The sequence below is a fragment of the Actibacterium lipolyticum genome (genome assembly GCF_900184935.1).
Classification (GTDB): Bacteria; Pseudomonadota; Alphaproteobacteria; order Rhodobacterales; family Rhodobacteraceae; genus Actibacterium_A; species Actibacterium_A lipolyticum.
The window spans coordinates 87,508-108,404 of sequence record NZ_FXYE01000005.1; the positions used below are offsets into that span (position 1 = coordinate 87,508).

Here is a 20,897-nt window from a genome sequence, read left to right on the forward strand (position 1 = left end):
CCTAGCCCAAATCGCCGCCGCCCACCGGCACCGTCTGCCCGGTGATGTAAGACGCATCATCCGACGCCAGAAACAGAATGACCCCGGCCTGTTCGTCCAGCGTGCCATAGCGTTTCATCGGGCTGGACTGGATCGTTTGATCAACGATCGTCTGATACCAATCTTCGCGCTGTTCGGTTTCTGCGTTGGGGTTGCGGGGGACGACGCGGGGGGGTGCCTCTGTTCCGCCGGGGGCGGTGGCGACGACGCGGATGCCGCGTTCTGCAACCTCCCATGCCAGGCTGGCGGTCAGGGCGTTCACCCCGCCCTTGGCAGCGGCATAGGGCACCCGGTTCAACCCGCGCGTCGCGATGGACGATACGTTGACGATAACCCCCTGCCCCGCCTTCAACATCGGCTCTAACACGGCGCGACAGCAGTACAGCGTGGGGAAAAGCGAACGGCGGACTTCGGCGTCAATCTGATGCGGTTCATAGTGTTCGTAAGGCTTGGCCCAGATCGTGCCGCCCACGTTGTTGACCAGCACGTCGATACGCCCGAACAACGCAACCGCCTTGGCCATGGCTTCGGCGCAGCCGTCCCATGTTTCCAGATCCACGGCCAGTTCATGCGCTTTGCCGCCCGCCGCGTTGATCTGTGCGACGACGGCGTGGCGGTTTTCTGATCGGTCCACGATCAGCACCTCGGCCCCTTCGGCGGCGGCGCGTTCGGCCACGCGTTGGCCGATACCTTGCGCAGCCCCCGTCACGACAAAGGCTTTGCCCTGAAAACGGTCGTTCATGCGGCTTCTGCCTCTGCTTCGGTCGGGTTGAACTTTTCGAAGTAAAAGTTCGCAGGTTCCACCCCCGCGTTGTTCAGATGCTGGCGCACCGCGTCCACCATGGGGGGCGGGCCGCACAGGTAAACGTCAACGTCGCCGCCGTTCAGATCATCCGCCGTCAGGTGGTCGGTCACGAAACCTTTGCGGTCATGCGCGTCCTCTTCTGCGGCCAGAATGGTGATGACAGTGACGTTGCCGATCTTGGCGGCCAGATCGTTCACGCGGTCCAGTTCCACCAGATCGGCGGCGCGTGTTACGGCGTAATAGAGAGTGATTGGCTGATCGCAGCCCTGTTCGGCCACCTGTTCCAGCATCGACAAAAACGGCGCAAGCCCGGTACCGCCTGCCAGCCAAAGCTGGGGCCGCTTTACCGGGCGCAGATAAAACGCGCCCATCGGCCCGGTCAGCGACACGGCATCACCCGCCGCGGCGCGCGCCAAATAGGTGCTCATCAGCCCGCCGGGCAGGTTGCGGATAAGGAACGTACCCTCAGCCGCGCCCGGAGCGGAGGAAAAGGAATACGACCGATGCTTGTCGCTGCCCGGTACGGTGATGTTCACGTACTGCCCCGGCAAAAACGAAATCGGCTTGTCCAACGCCACGCGCAACGCGAACGACGTGTCAGACAGCGCATCAACCCCCGCCACGGTCCCGCCCACCGTTTCCGGCCCGGTCTTACAAACAACCGAGGACGCTGGCACGCTGATCACACAGTCGCTTTCCGGGGTCATCTGACAGGTCAGAACAAAGCCCTGTTCGGCCTCTTCCTCTGTCATGGCTTCGTCCATATAGAATTCCAAATCGTATTCGCCCTTTTCGGCGAAACACTTGCAGGTGCCGCACACCCCGTCGCGGCAATCCATCGGGATGTTGATCTTTTGGCGAAAGGCCGCGTCCGTGACCTTTTCATCGTCATCGCATTGGATGATCCGCGTCACGCCATCTTCGAAATTCAGCGCTATGTTATAGGCCATGGTTCTGGCTCCTCCCTTGGTCGCACGCCCTGTGGCGGGCACGCGCGTTTTGGCGTTAGACCCTATCGGGATCAGATGTGGTAAATGTCGATCACGTGATGGATCACGTCGTTCTTCAAAACGATCTTCTTCGCGGTGATCAGCGGCGTAGGCCCGGTTGTGTCGATCGTATAGAACGAACAGCCCCAGTGTTGGTCCGTTTTGCCATAGCGATAGTTCATCGTCAGCCAGTTGAACCTGACCTTCAACTCTCCATCCTGCTGGCTGATGATTTCGATGTTCGACAGGTTGTGCGAGGTGCGCGGTTCCGGCAACGAGGTGGCAGACGAGCGGTCGGTTTTGATGCGGAACACCCGGTCTTCGATCCCGGATTTATCGGGGTAATAGATCAGCGACATTTCGTTCTGGGGATCTTCGGTCAGCGTGTCGTGGTCATCCCACGCGGGCATCCAGAATTCGCAATCGTCGTGGTAAAAGGCCAGCCACTGATCCCATTCACGGTCATCCAGACAGCGGGCTTCGGCATATAGAAACTGCTGCACATCCTCGTTGGACAGGGTCTGGGCGGCGGTGCGTTGTAATGTTGCGGTGCTCATCTGGGTTTACTCCGCTGCGATGTTTTGTTGTTGGGCTTCTAGCTGCTCGCGCTCTTTGGTGATGGCGTCGTGCATGCGTTCCGTCCACTGGCTGTGCTGGATCACGAACAGACCTTCGTCTTCGGTGCGTGCGCCAGACAGGATCGGGTTCAGGTTGATGGCCTTTGCCTCGTCATCGGGGCCTTTGATCCATTGGGTCGCGCCACGGGTCAGATCGTTCCACTGCGCGTGGGCCGCCCCGGCATAGCCACGCTGCGTTGCGCGGAATTCTTCGGTATCGTCCGGCGTGGCCATGCCTGAGGCGTTAAAGAAATCTTCGTACTGGCGAATGCGGCGCGACCGGCTTTCCTGCGCTTCGCCCTTTGGCGCGATGCAATAGATGGTGACTTCGGTTTTATCGACACTAATCGGGCGGAAAACGCGCAATTGGCTGCTGAACTGATCCATCAGGAACACGTTGGGATACAGGCACAGATTGCGCAGATATCCGATCATCCAATCGGCCTTTGCCTCGCCATACTTGGCAACCAATTCATCGCGCTGATCAAACATCGGCCGGTTCGATGGGTCGGCCCATGTTGTCCACAACATCAGGTGACCGTTTTCAAAGCTGTAAAAACCGCCCTTCTGTTTGGCCCACTTTGACGCGTCGGTGGCTTTGATCACGTCTTCTTTTTCTTCGCCCCGGCGCGAGGTCGTGGCGACATAGTTCCAGTGAACCGCCGAAACGTGATAGCCATCGGCGCCGTTTTCGGCCTGAAGCTTCCAGTTCCCGTCGTAGGTATAGGTGGAGTTGCCGCGCAGCACCTCTAGCCCTTCGTCGGACTGGTCGGCGACCATGTCGATCATCTTGGTCGCGTCTCCCAAATATTCTTCCAGCGAGGACACATCCGCATTCAACGAGCCGAACAAAAAGCCACGATAGCTTTCAAACCGGGCGACCTTGGTCAGATCGTGGCTGCCGTCGGTGTTGAACTGTTCGGGATAGCCCGCGCCTTTTGGGTCTTTCACCTTCAACAGCTTGCCGGTGTTGGAAAAGGTCCAGCCGTGGAACGGGCAGGTAAACGTGGATTTGTTGCGCGATTTGAACCGGCACAGCATTGCGCCCCGATGCGAACAGGCGTTGACCAGCGCGTGCAGTTCGCCCCCCTTATCGCGGGTGATAACAACCGGCGTGCGCCCCATGAACAGGGTGAAATAATCGCCGGGGTTCGGGATCTGGCTTTCGTGGGCCATATAGATCCAGTTGCCTTCGAAGATATGCTTCATCTCAAGCTCGAACAGCTCTTCGTCGGTGAACATATCGCGGCGGGCGCGGAACACGCCGTTTTCAGGGTCATCTTGCACGATACCGTCAAGACGGCGGCTTAGTTCATCAAGACCAGTCTGTGTGAACATGTTTGGCTCCTCCTCCTTTGGCGGCCCCGCTTGGGTGGCCGCCAAGCCGTTTCAGTTATTCGCCCGCAATCCGTTGCGCAGCGGCCGCCCCATCGCGGGCGTAGAATTTGACCTTGTCCTCGTCCAAGGCCACCCCGATGCCCAAACCCGCAGGGCGCTTGACCCGGAAGTTACTGTATTCAATCGGGTTTTGCAGAATTTCATCGGTGAACAGCAGCGGGCCGAACAGTTCGGTGCCCCATTCCAACGTTTCAACCGTGGAAAACAGTTGCAGCGCCGCAGCCGTCCCCAACCCGGATTCCAACATGGTGCCCGCGTAAAGCCCGATACCGGCGGCTTGGGCGATGGCGATCACCTCTGCCCCGCGTTTTAACCCGCCCGATTGCGCGATCTTCACGGCGAAGACATCCGCCGAACGATCTGCCGCAAAGGTCAGCGCATCTTCGGGGCCTTGCAGGGATTCGTCAGCCATCACGCCAATCTCATACGTGTCGGTCAGCTGTTTCATGCCCTTTAAGGCGCGCGCCCGGATGGGTTGTTCCACCAGATCGACACCAATGTCTTGCAGCCCGGCCAGCCCCCAGCGCGCGTCGGCCAAGGTCCAGGCTTGGTTCACGTCCACACGGATGCTGGCGCTGTCGCCCAAGGCCTTTTTGATCGCGGCCACATGGGCAATGTCATCACGCACCGCACGTTTGCCGATCTTCAGCTTGAAAATGTTGTGACGCTTGGCTTGGATCATCTGCTGGGCTTCGATGATGTCAGTTTCCGAATTGCCACTGGCCAGCGTCCACGCCACCGCCATTTCATCGCGCACCGCCCCGCCGAAAAGCTGCGCGACCGAGGTATCAAGCCGCTTCGCCAGCCCATCCCACAGCGCGGTTTCCACCGCACAATGGGCAATCGGGTTGCCGCGCACCATCTTATCCATCAAGGCAATCGCGCCGTTTATATCGTCTCCATTCCGGCCCAAAAGCTGCGGCGCGATATAGGTATCGATCGCCAGCTGGATGCTTTCCGGGCTTTCCGCGCCATAGCTTAACCCACCGATTGACGTCCCCTCGCCCAGCCCGACAGAGCCATCTGCAAAACGCACACGCACAAGCACAATCGACTGAAGCATCATCGTCGTCATGGAAAGGACATGCCCGCGGATCGTCGGAAGATCGACGATCAGGGTCTCAATTCGGTCGATTTTGCTCACAGATCAACGCCTTTCCCAACAAACTGATTGGGCCAAAGATGCGCCCATCCCATGCGCCAAGTCCAATACTGGGATGGTCTTGGGCGATACCCACAGGGTGACGTGACGGGGCGGGCTTGATATGTACAGTACTATGCGCATAATGCTGTATACCGAATCCGGCACGGCTTTGAAAGGATGACATATGACAGATCTTCCAGTCCTAATCGCGGGCGGTGGTATTGGCGGTTTGGCCTCTGCCGCTGGGTTGGCGCAAAAGGGCGTTCGGTCGGTCGTGGTGGAACAGGCCCCGCACTTGGGTGAAATCGGCGCGGGCATTCAGATTGGCCCGAACGCGTTCCACTGTTTCGACTACCTTGGCGTGGGAGAGGTGATGCGCAAAGAGGCCGTCTATATCGACGCGCTGCGCCTGATGGATGCGAAAACCGGGCAGGACATCACGCAAATCCCACTGGGCGACGATTTCCGCGCGTTTTTCAAAAACCCCTATGCGGTGATCCACCGGGCGGATTTGCATAAAACGCTGCTCGATTTCTGCGCGGCTTCGCCGTTGGTGGATATTCGCACGGATCACCGCGTTGAAGGTTACAGCCAAGATGGCGCCTCCGCCGTGCTGCACGTAAAAGGGCGCGATCCGATTAAGGGCCGCGTGCTGATCGGGGCCGAGGGGCTGAATTCCCCCATTCGTGCGCAGATGGTCGGCGACGGCGCCCCGCGCATTTCGGGCCACACGACCTATCGCTCTGTCATTCCCACAGAACAAATGCCCGAAGATTTACGTTGGAACGCGGCCACGCTTTGGGCCGGGCCAAAGTGCCACATCGTCCATTACCCGCTGAAAGGGTGGAAGGTGTTTAACCTTGTCGTGACCTATCACCGCGACCTGCAAGAGGCGATCGCCGGTAAGCCCGTGTCGCGCGACGAGGTGATGCAAGGCTTTGAACACATCGCCCCGCAGGCCCGCCAGATCATCGAACACGGCGACAACTGGAAACTGTGGGTCCTGTGCGACCGAGAGCCGATTTCAAACTGGGTGGACGGCCGCGTGGCCCTGCTGGGCGATGCGGCGCATCCGATGCTGCAATATTTCGCCCAAGGCGCCTGTATGGCGATGGAGGATGCTGTCTGCCTGTCCCATTGTTTTGACAATTACGACGACGATGAAACCGCTCTGCGCAAGTATCAGGAACAACGCCTTGTGCGCACCGCCCGTGTGCAGATGAACAGCCGTTTGATCGGCGAATACATTTACCACCCCGACGACGCAAAAGCCGCCGTGCGCAACCACGTGATGTCGAACATGTCGCCGGATGATTGGTGCCAGCAGTTGAACTGGCTTTATGGCTCTAACGGGCTCATGAATTAAGGAGGTTCTAATGTCCCTTACTGAAAAACCCGCCGAAACCCCCGAACGCCGCGCCTTTTACGACAAGATCGACAAAGAGGCGTTCACCCCCCTGTGGGCCGTGATGAGCAGCATCATCACCCCCGAACCCAAATCGGCCTGCCAGCCGCATTTGTGGAACTTCGCCAACGCCAAGGCCCATCTGTTAGAAGCGGGCAACCTGATCACCGCGAAAGAGGCCGAACGCCGCGTGCTGATCTTGGAAAACCCCGGCATGCGGGGCGATTCAAAGATCACGACCTCGCTTTATGCCGGGCTGCAACTTGTCATGCCGGGCGAGGTTGCCCCCGCCCATCGCCATTCCCAATCCGCGTTGCGGTTCGTGCTGGATGGCGCGGGCGCGCATACGGCGGTGAACGGCGAACGCACGGAGATGAATTTCGGGGATTTCGTGATTACCCCACCTCAGGCTTGGCACGATCACGGCAACCACACGGATGAACCGATGATCTGGCTTGATGGGCTGGATATCCCGATGGTTTCGCATTTCGATGCCAGCTTCGCCGAAGGGTACGGCGACGATGAACAGCCCATCGACCGCACCATGGGCGACAGTCTGGCCCGGTACGGCGCGAATATGCTGCCGGTGGATTACCATCAGGAAAAGCTGGCCTCGCCCATCTTCAACTACCCCTATGAGCGGTCCCGCGCGGCGTTGGAACAGATGAAGGATCAGGGCGAATGGGATCCCTGCCATGGCCTGAAAATGCGGTATGTGAACCCGGTTGATGGCGGTTATGCGATGCCCACAATCGCACCGTTCCTGCAACTGCTGCCCAAAGGGTTCAAAACCGCCGCCTATCGGGCCACCGACGCCACCGTTTTTGTTCCCGTCGAAGGGTCGGGCCGGACCACGATTGACGGGCAGGTTTTTGAATGGGGACCAAAGGATATTTTCGTCGTACCCTCGTGGAAATGGGTCACGCACGAAGCAGATGACGAAGCCGTCTTGTTCAGCTTTTCGGACCGGGTGGCCCAAGAAAAACTTGGGCTGTTCCGGCAGGACCGCGGCAATAACTAAGGACTGAATGAATGAACTATGTTTTCCCTCCTGCCCCGCAAGCCTCTGTTGCGGTGGCGGGTTCTGACGACCGCCTTCCTGTGCGCCGCATCTTTTGCGTTGGCCGCAACTACGCCGCCCACGCCCGCGAAATGGGCCGCGACCCAGACCGTGAACCCCCGTTCTTTTTCACCAAGCCCGCCGATGCCGTGGTGATGGACGGCGAAACGGTGGCCTACCCGCCCGAAACCGAGAATTTTCATTATGAGGCAGAGCTGGTCGTCGCCATCGGCACCGGCGGCGTGAATATCGCGCAAAAGGACGCGCTGAACCACGTCTGGGGTTATGCCATCGGCAATGACCTGACCCGGCGCGACCTGCAACTGGTTGCCCGCGAAATGGGCCGCCCATGGGATTGGGGCAAGGCGTTTGACCGTTCCGCCGTGGTTGGCCCGGTTCATCCGGTGTCTGCGGTTGGTCATCCTTCCGAAGGGTCGATCAAGCTGACGGTGAACGGGGAAACCAAGCAAGACGCTGACCTGAACGAACTCATCTGGTCCATCCCCGAGGTGATCTCGATCCTGTCGCACTCAATGACGCTTCAGCCCGGCGATTTGATCATGACAGGCACGCCCGCTGGCGTTGGCCAGCTGAACGTGGGCGACACCTGCGAAGTCAGCATTGTGGGGCTGGGCACGCTGACCACCCATATCGGCCCGGCGGCCTAAGCCCCGTGGCGCTGATCCTGCACAACTTCTTCCGCTCCTCTACATCTGTGCGGGTACGGGCGGCGCTGAACCTAAAGGGGCTGTCTTATGATTATGTCCCCTATTCGCTGCGCGATGGGGACACGCGCGCGCCAGATTATCTGGCGCGCAACCCCGCCGGTTTGGTGCCAACGCTGGAACGCGACGATGGCGTTCAGATGACCCAATCCCTTGCCATCATCGAATGGCTGGACGAAACCCACCCCACGCCCGCGCTTTTGCCTTCGGACCCGGACGGTCGTGCGCGGGTCCGCGCGCTGTGCTATATGATCGCGTGCGAGGTGCACCCGCTGAACAACCTGCGTGTGCTTGGCTATCTGGGTGAAACCTTTGGTGCGGATGACGCTGCGCAAAAGGCGTGGTTCACCCATTGGGTACAGACCACATTCGCGGCGCTGGAAACCACCTTGGCCACATCGCCCGATACCGGCCGGTTCTGCCACGGCGACACCCCCAGCATGGCGGACATTTGCCTTTTCGCACAAATGTGGAATAACAAACGCTTCAACGTTGATGCGTCGCCCTATCCCACGATTTCTGGTATCTTTGACGCGCTAAGTTCAATTCCGGCGTTCGATCAGGCGGCCCCGCCCAACCAGCCCGACGCCGTCACCTAAAGGAACCGCCATGTCCCGCGAAGATGGCCCCGACAAATTGTCTTTGAAAGACCTGCCCGGCCATCTATTGCGGCGCTGTCACCAAATCTCTGTCGGGTTGTTTCTTGAAGAATGCGAGGCATTCGATCTGACCCCGCTTCAGTTCGCCGTGCTGCAAAATCTGATCAACGGCGGCCCGCAGGATCAGGTGACGCTGGCCGGGCGTTCCGCGCTGGACCGTACAACAATCGCCGTTGTCGTCAGCAAGCTAGAGGGGCGCGGCCTTGTCACGCGGGCGCAGTCGGAAAAGGACCGCCGTTCAAAGATCGTGTCGATCACGCCCAAAGGTCGCGCGCTGGCGCAATCCTGTGCGCCGGCGGTTCTGAAGGCGCAAACCCGAACCGTTGCCCCCCTGACCGATGAAGAGGCTGAAACGCTGATCACCTTGCTGCACAAACTGGCCGACGGAAACAACGCCGCCAGCCGCGCGCCCTTCAAAGAGCGTAAGAAAGCCCCGGTTTAGTCTCTAAAGCACCACGCGCGACAGCCCGGCCTGCACGCGCAACAACTCCTCCAGATACAGGGTCGCCAGTTCGCTGGCCTCTGCGTGAACTGCCGCCATGCCGGTGTTCAACGCCGCAACCGTTTGCCCATGCGCATTGCGGATCGGCACCGCGATGGACCGCAGGCCCAGTTCAACCTCTTGGTCGATAATCGCATAGCCATCGGCGCGCACCTGCGCGATGCGGGCCATCACGGCATCCGGGTCTGTCAGGCTAAGCGGCGTGCGCGGGGTCAGATCGCTGCGTTCGACGATGGCGCGGGCCTCGCCTTCGGGCAGGGCGGCCAACAGGACGCGCCCCATCGATGTGCAATGCGCTGGCAGCCGCGTGCCCGGCATCAACCCAATCGACATCACGCGCCGCTGCGCCGCCCGCGCGACATAGACAATTTCGGTTTCATCCAAGATCGACGCTGACGCCGAATGGCCGATCCGGGCGGAAAGCTGATCCAACCACGGCTGCACGATCTGCGGCAACGGCAGCGCCGCCAGCGCCCCCATGCCCAACCGCAGCACGCGCGGGGTCAGCGTGAAAAACTTGCCGTCGTAATCGGCATATCCCAAGCTGTTCAAAGTCAGCAAACATCGCCGCGCCGTGGCCCTGTCTAACCCCGTTTTCGCGGCCACATCGGTGATCGACATTTTGGGCGTTTCCGCGCTGAACGCCTCAATAACGTTCAGCCCTTTTGCCAACGAGGCGATGAAATCTGTGGATCTGTTCGACATGCGCACAGATGGATGCGCAATGTGAACAAATGTCAATATGCGCGCAGAACCGCTTGCCGCACGGGCCGCTGCCTTTCTAAGTTCGCCCAAATTTGCAGACATGGAGAGCGCAATGGACAAGACAATCGCCACGGTGGCGGATGCTGTCGCGGATATTCACGATGGCGCAACCGTCATGATCGGCGGCTTTGGCGGATCGGGTGCCCCGATTGAACTGATCCACGCGCTGATCGACAAGGGCCCCAAGAACCTGACCGTGATCAACAACAACGCGGGCAACGGCAAAATCGGCATCGGCGCGATGATCGACGCGGGCATGGTTGCCAAAATGGTGTGTTCCTTCCCACGTTCGTCCGACCCGCGGGCATTCACCGAACGCTACCTTGACGGCAAGATCGAGCTAGAGCTGGTGCCCCAAGGCACCCTGGCCGAACGCATCCGTGCCGGTGGCGCAGGCATCCCGGCGTTTTACACGCCCACCAGCTTTGGCACCGAACTGGCCGAAGGCAAACCGATTGAGGTGTTCGAGGGGCGTTCATACGTTCAAGAACGCTGGCTCAAGGCCGACTTCGCCATTGTTAAGGGCGAACTGGGCGATCCGATGGGCAACCTGACCTATCGCCTTGCCGGGCGGAACTTTAACCCGCTGATGTGCATGGCCGCCAAACGCACCATCGCCCAAGTCAGCAAAATCGTTCAGCCGGGGGGCATCGACCCCGAACAGGTCATCACGCCGGGCATTTTTGTCGATGGCGTGGTCCAAGTGGCCAACCCCCAGCAAGAAGAAGCCCTGATCCGTGCCGGAGCGACCTACCCATGATTAACGACATCAAACTGACCAACGCCCAAATCGCATGGCGCGCCGCGCAAGACATCGAAGATGGGGCCTATGTGAACCTTGGGATCGGCTTTCCCGAAATGGTCGCGCAATATCAGCCCGAAGGCCGCGAGGCGATCTTTCACACTGAAAACGGCGTTCTTGGCTTTGGCCAAGCCCCCGCCGAAGGCGACGAAGACTGGGATCTGATCAACGCCGGCAAAAAGGCGATCACCCTGAAACCCGGCGCGGCGTTTTTTCACCACGCCGACAGTTTTGCCATGGTGCGCGGCGGCCATTTGGACGTTGCCATTCTGGGTGCCTATCAGATTGCGCAAAACGGCGATCTGGCGAATTGGCGCGTGGGCAACAAAGGTGTGCCCGCCGTTGGCGGCGCGATGGACCTTGTGCATGGCGCGGGCCGCGTGGCGGTGATCACCGATCACGTCACCAAAGACGGCAAGCCCAAGCTGGTGGCCGAATGTACCTTCCCGCTGACCGGCGTTGGCTGCGTGACCCGCGTTTACACCAGCCTTGCGGTTGTGGATATTCAAGACGGTCACTTTGTGCTGCGTGAAAAGCTGCCTCAGATCTCGCTCGAGGATTTGCAGGCCGTCACCGGTGCTGAACTGAAACTAGACGGCCCCGTGGCCGACCTTATCGTGCCGGAGCTTTAAGAATGCGTGACGTATATATCTGCGACTATATCCGCACCCCGATTGGCCGTTTCGGCGGCGGCTTGGCCCAAGTGCGCGCCGATGACCTTGGCGCGGTGCCGCTGAAGGCGCTGATGGCCAAGCACGACATCGACTGGGCTGATGTTGACGAGGTGATCTATGGCTGCGCCAACCAAGCGGGCGAAGATAACCGTAACGTCGCCCGGATGTGCTCGCTTTTGGCGGGCCTTCCTGAAACCATCCCCGGCACCACGATGAACCGCCTGTGCGGTTCGGGCATGGATGCGATCATCACCGCCGCCCGCGCCATTAAGGCGGGCGAGGCTGACCTGATGATCGCCGGCGGCGTCGAAAGCATGACCCGCGCGCCCTTCGTGATGCCCAAAGCCACCACCGCCTTTTCCCGCGCGAACGAGGTGTTCGACACCACCATCGGATGGCGCTTTGTCAACAAGCTGATGAAGGCGCAATACGGCGTGGATTCCATGCCTGAAACGGCCGAAAACGTCGCCGAAGACTTTAACATCAGCCGCGAAGATCAAGACGCCTTCGCCGTTCGTTCGCAGCAAAAAGCGGGCGCAGCGATGGAAAACGGGCGCTTGGCGAAAGAGATCACGCCCGTCACCATTCCACAGCGCAAGGGCGACCCAATCGTTGTGGACACCGACGAACACCCCCGCCCGACCACCACCGTCGAAGCACTTGCCAAACTGCGCGCGCCATTCCGCGAAGGGGGCAGCGTGACGGCCGGGAACGCATCGGGCGTGAACGATGGCGCGGCGGCGTTGATCCTTGCCACCGAAGAGGCCGCGAAACGCCACGGGCTGACCCCGCTGGTGCGCGTTCTGGGCGGCGCGACCGCCGGTGTTGCGCCACGCATCATGGGGTTCGGCCCGGCACCTGCCTCTAAAAAGCTGATGGCGCGGTTGGGTCTGACCCAAACCGACTTCGACGTGATCGAATTGAACGAGGCGTTCGCCTCTCAAGGTCTGGCCACCTTGCGTGACCTTGGCATCGCCGACGACGACCCGCGCGTAAACCCCAACGGCGGGGCCATCGCGCTTGGTCATCCGCTGGGCATGTCGGGCGCGCGCATCACTGGCACGGCTGCGTTTGAATTGCTGGAAACCGGCGGCAAGCGTTCGCTTTCGACCATGTGTATCGGCGTGGGTCAGGGCATCGCCCTGGCGCTGGAACGCGTATAACAAACACCAAAGGCCGCCAGCATTGCTTGGCGGCCTTTTCCGTTTCCGCCCATAAGTATTGGCTATAGTGTCCCCCCTTGATCGGAGGATTCGGGCATGAAATGGAACATCAGGCACCTGCGTGTGTTTCTGGCCGTTACGCGCCATTCTTCGGTGTCACGGGCCGCGGATGAATGCCACCTGTCCCAGCCCGCCGTCACCCAAGCCATCGCCAAACTTGAACGCGCCTTTGCCCTGCCGCTGTTTCAGCACATGACGCAGGGTTTGTTCGTGACCCCCGCCGGGGAAACGCTGGCGCTTAGGGTTGAACGCGCCCTTGCGCGGATTGATACCGCCACCGCGCCGATTGCGCCGCGCCTGTCCTCCACCGCGACGACATCGCAGTTGGAGGCGCTGATCGCCGTGCGCGAGCTTGAAAATTTCAGCCTTGCCGCCCGCCACCTTGGCCTTGCGCAGCCCACCGTTCACCGCGCCGTATCGCAGTTAGAGTCAGAGGCGCAAAAGCCGCTTTTCAAACGCTCGGCCTATGGCCTGCGGGCCACGCGGGCCTGTCAGGCGCTTGCCGATGCCGCGCAACTTGCCTTTGCCGAATTGGATCAAGCCGTGATGGAGCTGGCCGAACTGGCCGGGCGCGAAGTCGGGCAGATCGTCGTTGGCGCCCTGCCCCTGTCGCGCGCCTATATCCTGTCGTCCGCGATTATCGAATTTCGCAAGACCCGCCCCAACCTGCTGATCCGCGTGGACGAAGGCCCCTATAGCGAACTGCTATCCGGCCTGCGCCGCGGAGAGGTGGACATGTTGATCGGCGCGTTGCGCGACCCGGTGCCGATTGACGACGTCACACAGACCGAATTGTTCACCGACGATCTGATCCTTGTCGCCGGGCCAGATCATCCTTTGGTGGGCAAGCCCGCGATAACGTTGGAAGAAATGGCCGCCTTTCCATGGGTCGTTGCGCGCAATGGCACGCCGACGCGGATGTTGTTCGATAAACTGTTCGATCCCGCCGAAACCCAGGTGTCATTGGTCGAAACCGGGTCGATGATCCTGATGCGTCAGTTGCTAAGGCAAAGCAACCACCTTGGCTGCATCTCTAGGCTGCAAGCCGCAGCCGAGGTTGATATGGGCCTGATGGTGCCGCTGGACTTTGACCTGACGCTAACCCGCCGCCCCATCGGGCTGACCACCCGCGTCGGGTGGATTCCAACGCGCGGCCAACTTGCGCTGATCGACAAAATCAGCCAAGCCGCCGCCGAATAGCCAAATCGTTATAGCAAAAATTAATACGATTGTGCTCCGTTCCAAATAGCTGAATCCGATAGACTAAGGCACTTCTCTGCGCACAGCGGCGCGCCGGGCCACACCCCCGGCACGCCGCCTTTGCGACATCGGAGGAGCAATATGTCCATCACCAAAATCATCACCGGCGCAGCCGTCGCGCTTGGTCTTAGCATCGGGTCTGCCACCGCGACCGAGCTGAAATTCGCGAACTTCTTGCCAGCCGGCCACCCCTATGTGGGCGGCGCGTTTCAGCCCTTTGTTGACATGGTTGCCGAAAAGACAGGCGGCGATCTGACCGTACGGCTTTATTCCGGCGGTGAACTTGGCCCCGGCCCCGTCGAACAATACGCGCGCGCCGTCGATGGCGTTGCGGATTTCGCGATTGGCCTGCCCGGCTATACCGCGTCCAACTTTCCGCGCACGTTGGTTTCGGAACTGCCCGGCGTTCTGGACGAAGCGACAGGCACGCAAACCCTGTGGGACAACATTGACCTGCTTAGCGATGAATACCGCCGGGTTCAGCTGGTGGCGCTTTGGTCCAACGCATCCAACCTTCTTTATATGCGCGACAAACCCGTGCGCACGCTTGACGACATCAAGGGCCTGAAGATCCGCGTGCCATCGCGCAACGCTGGCCTGATCGTCGAAGCATGGGGCGCAACGCCCGTGTCGATGCCCGTTCCCGAAATCTATAACGGTATGCAGACCGGCGTGATTGACGGCGCGATGATCGACGGCACGGCCACCAACGCCTTCAAGCTGGGCGAGGTGTCGAATTTCCTGACTGTGGGTCTGGATACTACGATTTCGCCCTTCTTCATCGTGATGAACCGCGACAGCTTTAAGTCTTTGTCGGCTGACGAACAAACCGCCGTTCTGGACGCTGGCCGAGCGGCCTCCCTGTTGGCCAACGAAACTCAGCTGGCCGTTGCCGCATCCGGCATCGAAGCCTTCGCCAAGCTTGACGGCCGCGAGGTGATCACCCCCGCCGCAGACGACATCGCCGCGTTCAACGCGCTGGCCGCATCGGTTGTGCCCACCGTCACCGCCCAGCTAGAGGCCGAAGGCATTCCAGCCACGGCCATCATCGACGCGCTGCAAGGTAAATAAGAAGTGGCGGCGTTTACCAAAAAGACCTGGCTGGAAAAGACCGGCCAGGTCACCACCGCTTTAGGGGCCATCGCCGGGGTTTGCCTGTTGGCGATGGTCACAATCATCTTCGTCGCGGTGATTGCGCGCTATGTCTTCGGCCATGCCATTCTGGGCGTGAACGAGGTCGTCCAGCTTGCCGCCGTCGCGCTTGTCATGTTGTCCCTGCCCTATTGCACTCAGGCGCAGGAACACGTGCGCGTCGATATCTTTGACCGGGTTCTTGGCCGCCGGGGGCGTTTGTTCGGCGATCTGCTGTCGCGCACCCTTTCGATCATCGCACTTTCGGTGCTGGTGAAGCGATCTTGGGGCAAGGTGTTGGATGCCATCGAATATGGCGATGCGACCAACATGCTGTCCCTGCCGCTTTGGCCGTTTTTCGCGCTGATCGTTCTGGGGATGTCGCTGTGCATCCTTGTGTTCGCGCTTCAGATGATCGCGCTTGTAATCACCCGCGGAAGAGAGGCGGCATGACTGACCTGACAATCGGAATTCTGGGTCTGGCCTGCATGTTCGGCCTGATGATCCTGCGCACCCCGGTGGCGTTTGCCATGCTGTTGGTGGGCTTCTTTGGCATCTGGGTGCTGGACGGCGTGAACCGCGCCGGGGCCGTCATGATGACCGAAACCTATTCGTCGATCAGCAACTACAACCTGATCGTGGTGCCCATGTTCGTGCTGCTGGGCAACATCGCGTCAGAAGCGGGCTTTAGCCGCAGCTTGTATGACGCGGCCTATGCCTGGGTCGGGCGGTTTCGCGGCGGTTTGGCGACGGCATCCGTGATGGGCTGCGCGGCGTTTTCGGCTGTATCAGGGTCGTCTGTGGCCACGGCTGTGACCATCGGACGGGTCGCTTTGCCCGAAATGCGCAGGCTTGGATATGGCGACAGCCTGTCCACCGGGTCCATCGCGGCGGGGGGCACGTTGGGCTTTTTGATCCCGCCCTCAACCGGGTTCGTGATCTATGCCATCCTGACGGAAGAAAGCATCGGGCGCCTGTTCATGGCCGGTATCCTGCCGGGCATTTTGATGATGGCGCTGTTTATCGGCGCGATCTGGCTGGTCACGCTGCGCAACCCTGCGCTTGGCCCCAAAGGCGACCCTGCACCACTGGCAGATCGGATTAAACTGTTCGGCAAGGCCACGCCTCTTCTGGCGGTGATTTTTCTGTCAATCGGCGGCATCTATGCCGGTATCTTCACCCCGGTCGAGGCATCGGGGATCGGCGCAGGCCTTGTGATCCTGATTGCGCTGGCAACACGGGCGATGAACCGCGCGGGTTATGCCAAGGCGATTATGGATACGGTCCGCACCTCGGCGATGCTGTATATGATCGTGATTGGGGCGAACGTGCTGAACCCGTTCCTTGCGCTAACGGATATTACGGTGGCCCTAAGCGAAGGGATGGCCGCGATGGGGCTGGGCAGATACGGCACGCTGGTGCTGATCCTGCTTAGCTATGTGGTGTTGGGGATGTTCCTTGACGGGCTGGCGATGCTGGTTGTCACGATCCCGATCTATTACCCGATCATCCTTGGCCTTGGGTTTGACCCCATCTGGTTTGGCGTGATCGCGGTAATCGTCATCGAAATGGGTATGATTACCCCGCCCGTAGGGCTGAACGTGTTCGTCGTGAAAGGCGTGGCCAAAGACGTGCCGATGAAAACGATCTTTGCCGGGGTGTTTCCATTCCTTGCGGCGATGATCGTGTGTCTTGTGCTGATTATCCTGTTTCCGCAGATCGCGCTTCTCATTCCAAACTCTATGTTTGGGTAAACCTGTGGCGCGCGCTTATATCAGGGCGCGCGCCCCGGCCCAGATCAGCCGAAGGGAGATCAGGATCAAAATCACATCAAGCGCGCGTTTAAAGCCATGATCGCTGATCCGCATCAACAACATGCGCCCGGTCAGCGTGCCCACGACCCCGCAAACGATCATCATCAGGATGAAGCCAAGCCAAGGCCCGAACGCAAAACCCAGCGTGCCAAAGGCGATGGTTTTCAGCACATGTTGCAGCGTCATCAGCACCGCATGGGTGGCCACATGTTCCTGCCGGGGCAGGTTCAGCGACTTGGTGAAATTGGCGACAAAAACACCCGTCGCGCCAAAGAACATCGTCAGAAAGCTGGACAAACCACCGGTGATCAGCGGCAGGCGCGACAGCCAAACAGGCGGGCGCATCAGGACGCTCCAGATTACGAAACAGCCAACGCCGATCTGAACGAAGGCGGGCGGCAGGTTCACCACCAACACCCCGCCAACCGCCACCCCAAGGACCGACCCAACGGCGAAGGCCGCCAAGGGTGGCCAATGCACATGCCGGATCAGCACACCGGCGCGAAACACGTTCGATCCGAACTGAATGACCCCATGCACCGGAATAAGCGCGGCGGGCGGTATCAAACTGGCCATGATCGCCAGCAGTATTGCACCGCCCCCAATGCCAAGCGCGACGGTGATGAACGACGACGCAAAGCTGACCAGCGCCAGCGTGACCGCGACCGCCGGTTCAAGACCGTTAAAGAAGAAATGGGCGGCTGTGGTGCTAAGCTCTGACATGATACCTGTTGAAGGAGGATAAGATGAAAACGACCTGTGACCTACATGATGAATTCGGCGCATTGCTAGAGGTTTTGCCCTTTGGGCTGACCTCGTACGGGGGGAAGGCGCGGTTTGCCGGGCGGGTCGAAACCGTCAAATGCTTCGAAGACAACAGCCGCATGAAAGAGCTGTCCCAGACCGATGGCAAAGGCCGCGTTTTGGTGGTGGATGCGGGCGGTTCGGTGCGCAACGCCGTGATGGGCGACATGATCGCAGGGGCCTTCGTTGAAAACGGCTGGGCGGGCATGGTGATCTGGGGCGCGGTGCGCGACGTGCAGGAATTGCGCAACCTGCCCATCGGCGTTCTGGCCCTTGGCCACATCCCCCGCCCCGGCAAACGCCGCGACGATGGCCAGATCGGGATCGAGGTTCGCTTGGGCGAATGCCGCATTACCCCCGGCGCGTACCTGATTGCCGATGAAGAAGGCGCCGTGGTTCTGCCAAAAGACCACCCCGCCCCCGACATGGGCTGAGCACGCATTAACCCGCGTCCCAAACCTCGGGGTTGATCATGTTGGTCGGCCCCCCGGCGGCAAAGGCGTTGATCTGGTCATAGATCTCGCCGAACTGCATATCCAACTCGTCTTCGGTGACGAACCCGATATGGGGCGTGGCGATGATGGACGGGTGGTTGATCAGCGGGTCGTTCGGGTCTGTCAGCGGTTCTTGGTCGTAAACGTCCACTGCCGCGCGCCCCGGATGGCCGTTGTTCAGCGCCGCCAGCAACGCACCCGGCGCAACCAGCCCCGCGCGCGAGGTATTGATAAAGCTGGCCGAAGGTTTCATCGCCGCCAGATCGTCGGGCGTAATGATGCCGCGCGTGGCTGCGTTCATACGCAGATGCACGGAAACGAAATCGCTTTCGCCAAAGAACGCGGCGCGCGATGGCGCAACCTCTTCGCCCGCGGCGGCGGCACGGGCGCGCCCTTCGTCAGAGCCCCACCACCAAACGCGCATTCCGAACGCTTTGGCATAGATGGCGACCTGTTTGCCGATCCGCCCGTATCCGTAAAGGCCCAACCGACGCCCGGCCAGCGTTTGACCAACGCCAAGCTGCCAGTTGCCCGCCCGCAGGTTCGCCATCTGCTGTGGGATCTGCCGCGCCGAGGCAAGCATCAGCCCGAACGTCAGCTCGGACGCCGCAACCGAAGGCCCTGCCGCCGACATGTTCGAACTTAGCAACACGCCATTGGCGGTGCAGGCTGGCACATCCACATGCGGATAAACACTGCGCTGACTGATCAGTTTCAGCCCCGGCAGGCGCGCCAACAACGGCGCGGTGATCGCCGTGCGTTCGCGAAACAGGACAAGCGCATCGGCATCCGCCAAACGGTCGGCCAGCACGTCAATATCTTCGACGTGATCGTTCCAGATGGTCACATCATGGCCGTTTAGCCGTTGAAAGCTGGGCAAGGCGCGCAGCGTGTCAAACCAGTCGTCTAGAATATGAACCTTCATCGCGTTTCCCTAATGCGCTTTGCCGGACCAATGCGAACGGCGCACGACCGGGCTTATCACTTGATCCGAGATTGGCACATCCCATACCGCCGCCCCGCCATCTTTGGCAAAATCGGCCACCATATCGGGCAGCGCGGACAGGTCGGTCAGGGTTTTACCCCCGGCCCCAAACCCGCGCGCAATCGCGGCCAGATCGGTGCGGCCAAACACAGCACCTTCGTCCGATATGCCTTCGGCGCGCAGTTTGTGAATTTCCGACCCATAGGCCCCATCGTTCAGCACAACAATCAGGATGTTCAGCTTGTGACGAACGATGGTTTCCAGTTCTTGCACATGCATCAACAGGCTTCCGTCGCCGTCAAACATCACGGTCGGCACGTCGGGCCGCGCGGCGGCCACACCCATCGCAAAGGAAATCCCGTTGCCGATGGCCCCGAATTCGCGGATCGTCAGAAACTCTTCATACGGGCGGCCGGGCATTTGGGCGAAGAAATACGAACAATGGCCCGAGCTGTTGACCAACTGCCACCCCTGCGGGATCGCCGCGTTCAGGGCCTGAACCACCGCGCGCGGGTCGTGAAGGCCCGGTTCAATCTCAAACTCGGCGCTATCGGCGGGGGTGGTTTTGATGCGTTCGGCCAAGGCATCGCTGCGCCATTCGGCCGGGCGCACCGGAATCGCGGCGGTCAGCGCCTCAACCCCCAACCGGGCATCGGCGCGCAGGTGCATCTGCGCCGCCACGCGGCCTTGCGAAACGCTGATCGGGTCCAGATCAATCTGAAGAACCTTCGCGTTCGGCCATAACCGCCCCGCATCGGCGTTATGGCTGGCCAAAGAAGTGCCGACCCCGATAACGAGGTCGGCTTCCCCAAAACAATCGCGAGAGACACCGGAAGAGAAACCCCCAGCGATTCCTATGGAAAACGGGTCATCGTGAAACAGCCCACGCGCGGGCAAAGTGGTCGCCAACAGGCCATCACAGGCCTGTGCCAACGCGCGGCACGCTGGGCCAGCGCCCGCCGCAACGGCGCCCATTCCGGCCATCACAACCACGCGCCGCGCCGCGCCAACGACGCCCGCGATCCGTGCCAGATCATCGGGGTTTGGCGGCACCGGGCCGGTTTCAGGCACCAACGTGGCCGACGGCGGCGGCAAATCAACCGCGCCTTCCCAGTCACGCTCTTGCAGGTCGAACGGAATGCCCAGAACCACCGGGCGCTGTTCGCGCGTGGCTTGGGCAAAGGCATCGCGAATGGCAATCGGCATCCGCGCGGGCCAGTGCAGGCTGTGATAGGCGGCGCCGGTGGCTGTGACGAACGGGGCCTGATCAATCGCCTGATTGTACCACCCCGATTTCAGGGGCGGTTCGCCCGCCAAAATCACCATCGGAATGCCCGCCCGCACGGCGGCGGGAAGGGCTGTCATCAACTGGGTCAGGCCGGGGCCGCACGTTACTGTGGCCACGCCGGTTTCACCAGATTTCCGGGCATAGGCCATCGCCGCCGCCACCGCGCAATGTTCGTGCCTGACATAAATCATCCGGCAGCCACCTTCGGCCAGACGGGTGGCGAAATGCATGTTCGCATCCCCCAACAGGGCAAAGCATGTGCCAACCCCTTCTTGGCGGAAACCTTGCGCTAATATGTCAAAACACTTCATCGC

22 protein-coding genes are annotated in these 20,897 nt (G+C 60.6%); 13 read left to right on the forward strand and 9 right to left on the reverse strand.

The window, feature by feature from the left end; all coding sequences use genetic code 11:
- Position 1: 1 nt before the first annotated feature.
- The 5 genes from benD to COL8621_RS18670 form a co-directional block, all read right to left on the reverse strand.
- Positions 2-781: a benzoate diol dehydrogenase BenD gene (gene benD / locus COL8621_RS18650; RefSeq protein WP_093968938.1), complete on the reverse strand. Its 780-nt coding sequence runs from the start codon at positions 779-781 to the stop codon at positions 2-4.
- Positions 778-1,794 carry a benzoate 1,2-dioxygenase electron transfer component BenC gene (benC, locus tag COL8621_RS18655; RefSeq protein WP_093968939.1) on the reverse strand — a complete coding sequence of 339 codons (1,017 nt, stop codon included), beginning with the start codon at positions 1,792-1,794 and terminating at the stop codon, positions 778-780. Before benC ends, benD begins: the two co-directional genes overlap by 4 nt.
- Positions 1,795-1,865: 71 nt before the next feature.
- Complete coding sequence (gene benB / locus COL8621_RS18660) at positions 1,866-2,390, reverse strand: benzoate 1,2-dioxygenase small subunit (RefSeq protein WP_093968940.1); 525 nt, start codon at positions 2,388-2,390, stop codon at positions 1,866-1,868.
- A gap of 6 nt (positions 2,391-2,396) precedes the next feature.
- Positions 2,397-3,788: a benzoate 1,2-dioxygenase large subunit gene (benA, locus tag COL8621_RS18665; protein ID WP_093968970.1), complete on the reverse strand. Its 1,392-nt coding sequence runs from the start codon at positions 3,786-3,788 to the stop codon at positions 2,397-2,399.
- A gap of 55 nt (positions 3,789-3,843) precedes the next feature.
- Positions 3,844-4,992, reverse strand: coding sequence for a muconate/chloromuconate family cycloisomerase (locus tag COL8621_RS18670; RefSeq protein WP_093968941.1), 1,149 nt, complete (start codon positions 4,990-4,992; stop codon positions 3,844-3,846).
- 184 nt (positions 4,993-5,176) lie between these two features.
- On the opposite strand from COL8621_RS18670, the gene COL8621_RS18675 reads away from it, so the two are divergent.
- The 5 genes from COL8621_RS18675 to COL8621_RS18695 are packed head-to-tail and all read left to right on the forward strand — an operon-like array spanning position 5,177 to position 9,283.
- A complete protein-coding gene (locus tag COL8621_RS18675; RefSeq protein ID WP_093968942.1) occupies positions 5,177-6,358 on the forward strand; it encodes a 3-hydroxybenzoate 6-monooxygenase in 1,182 nt (393 codons plus the stop codon).
- Between the two features lie 10 nt (positions 6,359-6,368).
- Complete coding sequence (gtdA, locus tag COL8621_RS18680; RefSeq protein ID WP_093968943.1) at positions 6,369-7,418, forward strand: gentisate 1,2-dioxygenase; 1,050 nt, start codon at positions 6,369-6,371, stop codon at positions 7,416-7,418.
- Between the two features lie 11 nt (positions 7,419-7,429).
- Positions 7,430-8,125 (forward strand): fumarylacetoacetate hydrolase family protein, encoded by a 696-nt coding sequence (locus COL8621_RS18685; RefSeq protein WP_093968944.1) that lies wholly within the window; start codon positions 7,430-7,432, stop codon positions 8,123-8,125.
- Positions 8,126-8,130: 5 nt separating this feature from the next.
- Positions 8,131-8,781 carry a maleylacetoacetate isomerase gene (maiA, locus tag COL8621_RS18690; RefSeq protein ID WP_093968945.1) on the forward strand — a complete coding sequence of 217 codons (651 nt, stop codon included), beginning with the start codon at positions 8,131-8,133 and terminating at the stop codon, positions 8,779-8,781.
- 10 nt (positions 8,782-8,791) lie between these two features.
- Positions 8,792-9,283 (forward strand): MarR family winged helix-turn-helix transcriptional regulator, encoded by a 492-nt coding sequence (locus COL8621_RS18695; protein WP_093968946.1) that lies wholly within the window; start codon positions 8,792-8,794, stop codon positions 9,281-9,283.
- Between the two features lie 3 nt (positions 9,284-9,286).
- Here COL8621_RS18695 and COL8621_RS18700 read toward each other — a convergent pair whose 3' ends face one another.
- Complete coding sequence (locus COL8621_RS18700) at positions 9,287-10,048, reverse strand: IclR family transcriptional regulator domain-containing protein (protein WP_093968971.1); 762 nt, start codon at positions 10,046-10,048, stop codon at positions 9,287-9,289.
- Positions 10,049-10,160: 112 nt separating this feature from the next.
- Here COL8621_RS18700 and COL8621_RS18705 point away from each other — a divergent pair, with 112 nt between their 5' ends.
- The 7 genes from COL8621_RS18705 (at position 10,161) to COL8621_RS18735 (ending at position 16,952) form a co-directional block, all read left to right on the forward strand.
- On the forward strand, positions 10,161-10,868 hold the full coding sequence (locus COL8621_RS18705) for a 3-oxoacid CoA-transferase subunit A (protein ID WP_093968972.1): 708 nt from the start codon (positions 10,161-10,163) through the stop codon (positions 10,866-10,868).
- Positions 10,865-11,542: a 3-oxoacid CoA-transferase subunit B gene (locus COL8621_RS18710; protein ID WP_093968947.1), complete on the forward strand. Its 678-nt coding sequence runs from the start codon at positions 10,865-10,867 to the stop codon at positions 11,540-11,542. The genes COL8621_RS18705 and COL8621_RS18710 overlap by 4 nt, the downstream gene beginning before the upstream one ends.
- A 2-nt stretch (positions 11,543-11,544) precedes the next feature.
- The gene (gene pcaF / locus COL8621_RS18715; RefSeq protein ID WP_093968948.1) at positions 11,545-12,747 is read left to right on the forward strand and encodes a 3-oxoadipyl-CoA thiolase; all 1,203 of its coding nucleotides are present in this window, start codon (positions 11,545-11,547) and stop codon (positions 12,745-12,747) included.
- A gap of 96 nt (positions 12,748-12,843) precedes the next feature.
- Positions 12,844-14,007 carry a LysR family transcriptional regulator gene (locus COL8621_RS18720; protein ID WP_093968949.1) on the forward strand — a complete coding sequence of 388 codons (1,164 nt, stop codon included), beginning with the start codon at positions 12,844-12,846 and terminating at the stop codon, positions 14,005-14,007.
- A 141-nt stretch (positions 14,008-14,148) separates the two neighbouring features.
- Positions 14,149-15,138, forward strand: a complete 990-nt coding sequence (locus tag COL8621_RS18725) for a TRAP transporter substrate-binding protein (protein ID WP_093968950.1) — start codon at positions 14,149-14,151, stop codon at positions 15,136-15,138.
- 3 nt (positions 15,139-15,141) lie between these two features.
- A complete protein-coding gene (locus tag COL8621_RS18730) occupies positions 15,142-15,651 on the forward strand; it encodes a TRAP transporter small permease (RefSeq protein ID WP_235823951.1) in 510 nt (169 codons plus the stop codon).
- Positions 15,648-16,952 (forward strand): TRAP transporter large permease, encoded by a 1,305-nt coding sequence (locus COL8621_RS18735; protein ID WP_093968951.1) that lies wholly within the window; start codon positions 15,648-15,650, stop codon positions 16,950-16,952. Before COL8621_RS18730 ends, COL8621_RS18735 begins: the two co-directional genes overlap by 4 nt.
- 15 nt (positions 16,953-16,967) lie before the next feature.
- Here COL8621_RS18735 and COL8621_RS18740 read toward each other — a convergent pair whose 3' ends face one another.
- Positions 16,968-17,735: a sulfite exporter TauE/SafE family protein gene (locus tag COL8621_RS18740; protein WP_093968952.1), complete on the reverse strand. Its 768-nt coding sequence runs from the start codon at positions 17,733-17,735 to the stop codon at positions 16,968-16,970.
- 23 nt (positions 17,736-17,758) lie between these two features.
- Here COL8621_RS18740 and rraA point away from each other — a divergent pair, with 23 nt between their 5' ends.
- Entirely contained in the window at positions 17,759-18,250 is a 492-nt protein-coding gene (gene rraA, locus COL8621_RS18745; protein WP_093968953.1) for a ribonuclease E activity regulator RraA, read from the forward strand.
- A 7-nt stretch (positions 18,251-18,257) separates the two neighbouring features.
- Here rraA and COL8621_RS18750 read toward each other — a convergent pair whose 3' ends face one another.
- On the reverse strand, positions 18,258-19,235 hold the full coding sequence (locus COL8621_RS18750) for a D-2-hydroxyacid dehydrogenase family protein (RefSeq protein WP_093968954.1): 978 nt from the start codon (positions 19,233-19,235) through the stop codon (positions 18,258-18,260).
- A gap of 9 nt (positions 19,236-19,244) precedes the next feature.
- A complete protein-coding gene (locus COL8621_RS18755) occupies positions 19,245-20,894 on the reverse strand; it encodes a thiamine pyrophosphate-binding protein (RefSeq protein WP_093968955.1) in 1,650 nt (549 codons plus the stop codon).
- Positions 20,895-20,897 lie beyond the last annotated feature (3 nt).